Source organism: Xaviernesmea oryzae, from assembly GCF_900109605.1.
In the GTDB taxonomy this organism is placed as follows: domain Bacteria; phylum Pseudomonadota; class Alphaproteobacteria; order Rhizobiales; family Rhizobiaceae; genus Xaviernesmea; species Xaviernesmea oryzae.
Map to the genome: position 1 here is coordinate 1 of NZ_FOAM01000049.1, position 1,312 is coordinate 1,312.

2 protein-coding genes are annotated in these 1,312 nt (G+C 48.1%); both read right to left on the reverse strand.

Annotation, left to right across the window (positions count from 1 at the left end; translation table 11 throughout):
* Window positions 1-163: 163 nt before the first annotated feature.
* A complete protein-coding gene (locus BMX61_RS24150; RefSeq protein ID WP_075628012.1) occupies window positions 164-457 on the reverse strand; it encodes a hypothetical protein in 294 nt (97 codons plus the stop codon).
* Window positions 458-466: 9 nt separating this feature from the next.
* Window positions 467-1,312: RHS repeat-associated core domain-containing protein (locus tag BMX61_RS24155; protein ID WP_139199016.1), on the reverse strand; the 846-nt coding region annotated here is incomplete at its 5' end.

Consider the following 1,312-nt stretch of genomic DNA (forward strand, 5'->3'; position numbering starts at 1 on the left):
GCCCGTGTGCCATCCGGCCCATAGGTCAGGGCCACCGTGGCATTGTCGCGGATGAAGGAGGACAGCTGGTTGGCGCCGTTCCACACGAGGCTGCGACTGCCGTCCGACAGGAGGTTGCCGTGCGCCATCAAAGCCAGGGATAAAAAATCGAACGACGGCTACGTCATTCGACAACAAATTGGCCATCTGCAGACTTGTAAACGAAAATTTCCGGATTTGGAAGGTTGGGAACCTTCGAGATAGTTATCTTAGAGTCTTGTGAAAAATAAATTTCGATATCGTCCATATTTTCTTTTATTTCCAAAAACTTTATCGGTGTCGTAGAGAAATTTATTTCTACTTTTGTATTGGAATAAATCGTAATCGTAGATTTGTTCACAAATACGATTGATAGGGAGTCGTCAAGTAATTCTAATACAGAAATTTCAGAATCCTGCATGTATTGATCCAAAGTCATTTGATTTCCTCAGTCGTTGCCGATGTGACTAAATGGATGATCTTTTGAGATTGTTCGTCCTGTATATGGGTTAACGGTTTGGATGCCGCCGTTTGGTGTTGGACTTGAATACGTATTATATCCATTCGGGTAGCCCTGGATGTCAGCGGCTCGAGTTCCTCTTGGTGCGACAGCCTCTCTGGGATCCATCATCCTCAGACTCATCGGCTTGTCTGTGGGGCCAAAGCCGGTAAATGCTGACCCGGTAATATTTCCTGCACGGTTAGTTACTGGGCTTGGTATCGGGTTTGCATCTTTCGGAACGGGAAGTACTACGCCTTTTGATGTCACAACAAAGTTTGGTGGCATCATAGGACCAGGAACCAGCGTCTCTTCCAGAACATGAATACCATCGATTGTTTGCTCTGGACGCGGGCTTAGACTGAGCACATGTGGTTCACTAGGGTCTATACTGTCCTCTACCCCATTATGATTTTCGTCGATCTCCCCGGCGGCTATCCGGTTTGGTGACTTCTTATCCTTAGTACGCTCTCCGAAAGCAAAGTCTGCAGAATCGCTAATCTCCGTCGAAAGCTGCGTGTCCAGTTGCTGATTGCCATGGTCTTCATTGGCGGCTTCGCCTTCATCGTCCGAAATATTCGGATCTATTAAATGCCCATTCGCGTCGCTTTTATTGATTGGGTCATCTTCCGAATAGGAATATCGATTCGTTCCCACGCCTTTCACGATTGTATCCCACGTGTCTGGCGAGATGAAGCGACCGAAGGCTGGATCGTAGTATCGGGCGTTCAGGTAGGTCAGGCCGGTCTGCGGATCGAAGCGCTCGCCGATATAGCTCTTCTGCGTCTGCATGGC